We start from the raw sequence: 6,450 nt of genomic DNA, 5'->3' as shown, positions 1-6,450 counted from the left end.
TATTAATATTTCTTAAATCAAAAAAATATTACTGGAATAATAAACTTCCAGTAATATTTTTACATGTATTTTAAAATATTTAATTACTCATATCTTAAAGCCTAAGTCAAAGTTTTTAACAATACATAAGTATCTACTGATAAGGCTATAGCTTTAAAAAGCATAACCTTATTTTCATATATTTTCCATTTTTATAAAAATTATTACCCCTTTAAGAAAATTTCTTAATTTTTTTGAAATATCTCTTTATTAATTTAGGATTAAAATTCTTTCTTCAAAATAAATACTTAAATGAGCTGAAATTTGAGTCCAATTTCTACAATTTCTAATTTTTTGAGTCCATCTTTCAAAAATATCCATAGTTGCTAAATATAATGATTTGTGAATTGCTTCGCCAACGTTATGAAAGGTTCTAAATATGCCACACTTCACCTACCATCAGTAATGTTTAATGATATACCATGGAGTCGGGACTAGAGAAGTATCTTAAAATACCTATATATTCTAATATAACGTAGTGTAAACTTAAGATATTTTTTTCTAGAAGCTACTCCCTTTAGAGTAGCTGGCAGTTGACTACCAAGGAATTATACCATCTCTATTAGTAAAAGTGCCTGTAGGACCATCTTTTCCTATTGTAGCCATTTTAACGATTGCATCAGTTCCTTCTTGTAATGTTTGTGTACCATGTTTGAATTGTTCTCCTGTTTTAGTTGAGCCTGGATCAACTGCATTTATACGAATATTTGGCATTCCCTTCGCATATTGCACTGTAAGCATTGAAACTGCGGCTTTTGATGAACTATAAGCAAGTGCATTGACTTTTGATTCAATCTTTTCAGGATTTAATACTTGTCCAAATGATCCTAATCCACTACTTACATTCACTATAACTGGATGTTTAGAGTTTTGTAATAATGGAATGAAGTGATGTGTAACTCTCACTATACCAAATACATTTGTATTGAAAACATTATACATGATATCTGAGGTTATATCTTTTGGAGCTTGATATCCTCCAGGAATTCCTGCATTATTTATAAGGACATCAATATGTCCTTCTTTTTGCTTGATTTCATTTGCTGCATTTATTACAGAATTCTCATTTGTTACATCAATAACTATATACTCTACTCCAAGCTCTTTTGCCGCTTTTATGCCTTTTTCTTCACTGCGAGATCCAATATATATCTTATGTCCTAATTCTTTTAAACGTTTTGCACTTTCATATCCTAGACCTGTATTACCACCAGTTATAAATGTTACTGTCATAATCTATAATCTCCTTTATTGTTTAATTTATCTTATAAATTTTAGTACATAAGTACTATGATTGACATTTTAGTACATAAGTACTAAAATGTCAATCATAGTTTATTAATTTATTGGAGGATATTAAATGGCAAATAAAACTAAAAAAGATATAATACTTACAGCACGTGATTTATTCAATATACATGGATATAATAGTATATCTATGAGAGATATAGCTAATGAATTAGGCATTAGTGTAGGAAATTTAACTTATTATTTTAAGAAAAAGGAGGATTTAATTGAGGAAGTAGTGGAATATAAACATAAAAACTATAAAAAAGTAGATTGCCCAAAGTCTCTGGAAGACTTAAATAATTTATTTTTAAATTCATTAAACACACAAAATGAAAATGCTTATTATTTTAAACACTATAATCAATTATCTCAAATAAGTCAAAAGATATATAATATACAAATAAATTCTATAAAAGAGCTTCAAGCGTTTTTAAAAGAAAGTTTTAAAAATTTACAAGAATCTAATTTAATTAAAGAATGTCCAATTCCTAATCAAATTGAAAATATCATCGAATGTATCTTAACAATACTTATATATAAGCCTGTAAATACTAAAGAACTCAATGAACATGATAGCACAAAGAATATTATGGATTGCTTATGGAGTATTATTTTTATGTACCTTACTGATGAAGGTAAAAGTATATATTTAAACTCTATATCAAATTAAAATTAATAACTCGATTGCATGTATTTTTTGAAACTTACTATAAAACAATAAAACATGAAAATAGATATTGTTTTTTTAGTACATTAGTGCTAATATAAATTAGGTCAAGTGTACTAAAAATAAATGGAGGTTTTGTATGAGTCAAACATCATGTTTAAGGTTAGAAAAAAATGTTCAACAAATGGATAAAGCTACAAATCCGCTTGAGACTTTACCAATTTGGAGTTTAATAAGAAAATATGCTATACCATCTATAATTAGTCTATTAATTTCTGCTATTTACAATATTACAGATCAAATTTTTATAGGTAAAATAGTAGGAATGTATGGAAATGCAGCTACAAGCGTTACATTTCCATTAGTTACATTGGTTACTGCATTTTCTGTTTTATTTGGATTTGGAGGAGCTGCAAACTTTAACTTAAGCCTTGGTTCTAAAAAAGAAAAAGATGCTGCTAAGTTTGTAGGCAATTCAATTAGTTTATCAGTATTTGTTGGTATTGTTATAATGATACTTACTTTAGCTTCCTTAGAACCTCTAATGAAACTATTTGGAGCTACTGAAAATACACTAACATTATCAGTACAATATACAGGAGTAACTACTATAGGAATACCATTTTTAGTATTTGGAACTGTTTGTAGCAGTTTAATTCGTTCTGATGGAAGTCCAATGTATTCAATGATTTCATCATTAGTTGGTGTAATAATAAATATAATTTTAAATGCATTATTTATGTTAGTTTTTAAATGGGGAATTTTAGGGTCAGCATCTGCTACAGTTATTGGTCAGATTATATCAGCTTTATTTAGTTTATACTACTTCAAAAAATTTAAAACTATAACCATGTCAAAAGATATATTCAACATAGAGTTTAAATATGTTAAACAAATCGTATCTATTGGAAATGCTTATTTCTTTTATCAATTTGTTATGATGCTTTCTCAAATTGTAATGAATAATACACTAAATCACTATGGAGCTATATCCTCTTATGGTAGTGATGTACCTTTTGCTGTTGTTGCTGTTGTATCAAAAGTAAGCATATTTATATCAGCATTTTTAGGAGGAATAGGCCAGAGTGCTCAACCTTTATTTGGATATAATTATGGAGCTAAAAAATATGATAGAGTTAAAGAGGTTTATATTAAAGCATTAATTGCTTGTACTATTATATCAGTTATTGCTTTTATAATACTTCAGATATTTCCAAGACAAATTATATCTATCTTTGGAAATGGTAGTGAAGAATACTTTAAATTTGCTGAAAAATATATGAGAGTATTTATGTTAATGATATTTATAAGTGGTATTCAACCACTTTCTACACAATTGTTCACATCTATAGGTAACGCTAAAAAAGGAATAATACTTTCTCTTTCACGTCAGGGTTATTTTTTAATTCCTCTTTTACTTTTACTTCCACTTGTATTTGGAATTGATGGAGTTTTGTATGCTGGTCCTACATCAGATATATTAGCAGCTATATTATCACTAGCATTTGCTATTCCCGAACTTAAAAAGATTTCTTATATTAATAAATAGCAACTAATTTCTATTTAGGAAGTAGTTACTATTTAAGATACAGTTAAATCTATTAGAATCTAAAAATAACTGTGTTTTAAAGGCTTTTTTAATATTTAGTTTTTGTTAAACATAAAAAGTGTGCACCTTCCTTTATATAGTGATATTTAATACTTTAATTATCACCATTTTTTAGAAGAATACACACTTTATTTTAAAGACCTATTTATATAAAAATATAGAGTATATGTTTTTAGTTATCCACTCTATATTTTTACTTATTTGCAACAATTTTCCTTATTTTTTTTACATCTACAAACTTTAAATTCTATTTATTAATTTGCTCTCTAAGCCATTCAGTTGCTACATTCAGCTGCTTTTTCTCATCTTTTTCTTCAATTGTGGGTTTTATCCCCTTTTCATTGATATAATCTCCATTAGGTGTAAAATATTGAGCAGTAGTTAATTTATATCCTGTTCCATCTTTCAACCTTACAACTGACTGTACTAGTCCTTTACCATAAGTCGTAGTACCTACAGAAATACCTTCTTTATTATCAACAATTGCAGCTGTTAATATCTCAGCAGCAGAGGCACTTTCTCCATTGGTTAAAACTACTATTGGAAGTCCCAATTTTTCTTTATCAGATTTTAAGTATTCTGTATTTCCTTTATTGTCTTTAGTATATACTATAGTTCCTTCACCAATTAACTCATCAGCAACTTCTTTACATATATCCAACATTCCTCCAGGATTGTTTCTAAGGTCTATTACTAATCCCTTAATATTCTTTTCTTTCAATCCTTTTAAAGCTTTGTCAAAATCAGTATATGTACTTGATATAAATTGGGTAATTTCTATATATCCTAAATCATTATCAATTACTTTGCTTTCTATACTTTTCTCAACTATCTGTTCTGTTTTCAACTCAAAGCTTAGTTGTTTATCTTCTCTCAACACTACTAGCTCTACTTTTTTGCCTTTTTTACCTTTCATCATACTCACAGCTTCATCCGAATTTTTATATGATACAGATTTTCCGTTGACTTTTATTAATTTATCTCCTGCTTTTACTCCTGCTTTTTCTGCTGGGGAATCTTTCATAGGAACTACTACTAGTCCTCCATCTTTTGATGCTCCTATATACATCCCTACACCAACATAAGAGCCCTCACTATCTTCTATTAGCTTTTCCATTTCATCTTTAGTGTAATAACCAGAATATTTGTCATTTGTTCCTAGGAATAACCCCTTTGATGCTCCATCCACTAAATCTTTATCAGAGACTTTTTTATAAAAATCTTGTTTTATAATAGATTCTAATCCTAACAACTTATCATATTTTTTATAGCCTTCATAGAGTTCTTTTGATATTACAACTTTGTTCCCTAATGTGAGCTGAAACGCCGATGTGGCCATAGCTGTTATAATTACTAAAATCACCCCTAAAAAAATAGCTTTCTTTTTTGAAATCACAAGATACATCTCCTTTTACATAAACTATTATATATTATATGACTAGCTGTTATTTTTATTACATTTACCCAAATATATTGCCTTATTGCAATAAACTATACTAAAATTTATATTAGAATACAAATTCTGTTCACATTATAACATATTAAAGGAGGAATATTTTATGAAAAAAGAATTTAGGAAAAAAGTTATTGAACATAGAAAAAATAAAAGTGCTGATTTTGTACTAAATAGTTCAAATTTGATAACAGAAAAATTACTTCAAATGGAGGATATAAGAAACGCAACTAATATAATGCTTTATCTAGATTTTAATAATGAAGTTAACACAGATAATTTAATCAAAAAACTCTTATCTCTGAAAAAAACAGTCTCAAGCCCTATTACGATAAAAGAAAATCATACATTAATTCCTACTCAAATAACAGATTTAGATAATGGACTAAAAATTGGTGCATATGGAATAAGGGAACCTAGCGAAAAATCACCTACAGTTGATATTAAAGCTTTAGATGTTGTAATTGTTCCAGCTGTTGCATATGACATACATTGCTATAGATTAGGATATGGCGGAGGATTTTATGATAGATTTTTAGAGAACTTAAGAAAAGACGCAATAACTATAGGAATAGCATTTGACTTTCAGGTATTTGATTCTATTCCAAAAGAAACTCACGATGCACAATTAAACTATATAGTTACTGAAACTAGAATTCTTACACCAAATAATTAACACTCTCAACACTACTAATATAACACTATGTTTAATGTTTAATTTTTATATTATTCAATGAATATTTTAAGTCATGGCTTTTACATCAATAAAGCCTCGACATGATTTATTTACATTAATAAAAACCATGACTTTATTTTACTATACAAATAAATAGTTATTTAATTACAAAATATACTTTTATTTAGTGGAATTTAATTCTATTCTATCTGGAAGTTCACTTATATTTGTTTCAACCACTATGTATGGAAGAGAATCCTCCTTATCCTTATACTTTATCTTAACTCTCAAAACTTCTTTTCCGTCTTCACTTACACTTTCTATGTTATCCATCTCAATACCATATTTATTATTTCCCCTAGTTACTATGATGTATATTTTATTATCAATTTTGGCAGCTAATGCCCTTTCTTCATTTGTGTATTTGTCCATAACGTCAAGTATCTTTTCTGGTATTGAATTCCTTTGCAATACTGTATAATCTATTGGCTTAGTTTTTTCTATAAACATACTTGGTATGAATATAAATCCCCCTATTACAAATACAAGAGCTATAACTCCATAAATTATACCTTTGATATTAAACTTTACATTCAATTTTATCACTCCTCCCATCTATTTAAATATATGATTTATAATTTTGTCTTAGACTTTAAATAATCAATAATAAAATGTTTATTATAGTTATCCTTAAATATAAAACAATAAAAAAAGGG

Annotated in this window: 6 protein-coding genes; 3 read left to right on the top strand and 3 right to left on the bottom strand. The window is 27.4% G+C overall.

The window, feature by feature from the left end:
• Positions 1-576: 576 nt before the first annotated feature.
• A complete protein-coding gene (locus tag KGF50_RS10155) occupies positions 577-1,272 on the bottom strand; it encodes an SDR family NAD(P)-dependent oxidoreductase (RefSeq protein WP_227847930.1) in 696 nt (231 codons plus the stop codon).
• Between the two features lie 127 nt (positions 1,273-1,399).
• Between KGF50_RS10155 and KGF50_RS10150 the strand changes: the two genes are divergently transcribed.
• Positions 1,400-1,999 carry a TetR/AcrR family transcriptional regulator gene (locus KGF50_RS10150; protein ID WP_227847929.1) on the top strand — a complete coding sequence of 200 codons (600 nt, stop codon included), beginning with the start codon at positions 1,400-1,402 and terminating at the stop codon, positions 1,997-1,999.
• 136 nt (positions 2,000-2,135) lie between these two features.
• The gene (locus tag KGF50_RS10145; RefSeq protein ID WP_227847928.1) at positions 2,136-3,545 is read left to right on the top strand and encodes an MATE family efflux transporter; all 1,410 of its coding nucleotides are present in this window, start codon (positions 2,136-2,138) and stop codon (positions 3,543-3,545) included.
• A gap of 307 nt (positions 3,546-3,852) precedes the next feature.
• Here KGF50_RS10145 and KGF50_RS10140 read toward each other — a convergent pair whose 3' ends face one another.
• Positions 3,853-5,010, bottom strand: a complete 1,158-nt coding sequence (locus KGF50_RS10140; RefSeq protein WP_227847927.1) for a S41 family peptidase — start codon at positions 5,008-5,010, stop codon at positions 3,853-3,855.
• A gap of 154 nt (positions 5,011-5,164) precedes the next feature.
• Here KGF50_RS10140 and KGF50_RS10135 point away from each other — a divergent pair, with 154 nt between their 5' ends.
• Positions 5,165-5,734 (top strand): 5-formyltetrahydrofolate cyclo-ligase, encoded by a 570-nt coding sequence (locus tag KGF50_RS10135; RefSeq protein WP_227847926.1) that lies wholly within the window; start codon positions 5,165-5,167, stop codon positions 5,732-5,734.
• 180 nt (positions 5,735-5,914) lie between these two features.
• Here KGF50_RS10135 and KGF50_RS10130 read toward each other — a convergent pair whose 3' ends face one another.
• Positions 5,915-6,331: a hypothetical protein gene (locus KGF50_RS10130; protein ID WP_255654864.1), complete on the bottom strand. Its 417-nt coding sequence runs from the start codon at positions 6,329-6,331 to the stop codon at positions 5,915-5,917.
• Positions 6,332-6,450: the final 119 nt, after the last annotated feature.

The sequence above is a fragment of the Clostridioides sp. ZZV15-6598 genome, from assembly GCF_020657705.1.
In the GTDB taxonomy this organism is placed as follows: Bacteria; Bacillota; Clostridia; order Peptostreptococcales; family Peptostreptococcaceae; genus Clostridioides; species Clostridioides difficile_F.
Note: the sequence above shows the minus strand (reverse complement) of the source record. Positions and strands in the feature narration are given on the sequence as shown.

Bases quoted from the DNA above. Each gene is read 5' to 3' on its own strand.
- KGF50_RS10155 (WP_227847930.1), bottom strand. From the start codon at position 1,272: ATGACAGTAACATTTATAACTGGTGGTAATACAGGTCTAGGATATGAA.
- KGF50_RS10150 (WP_227847929.1), top strand. From the start codon at position 1,400: ATGGCAAATAAAACTAAAAAAGATATAATACTTACAGCACGTGATTTA.
- KGF50_RS10145 (WP_227847928.1), top strand. From the start codon at position 2,136: ATGAGTCAAACATCATGTTTAAGGTTAGAAAAAAATGTTCAACAAATG.
- KGF50_RS10140 (WP_227847927.1), bottom strand. From the start codon at position 5,010: ATGTATCTTGTGATTTCAAAAAAGAAAGCTATTTTTTTAGGGGTGATT.
- KGF50_RS10135 (WP_227847926.1), top strand. From the start codon at position 5,165: ATGAAAAAAGAATTTAGGAAAAAAGTTATTGAACATAGAAAAAATAAA.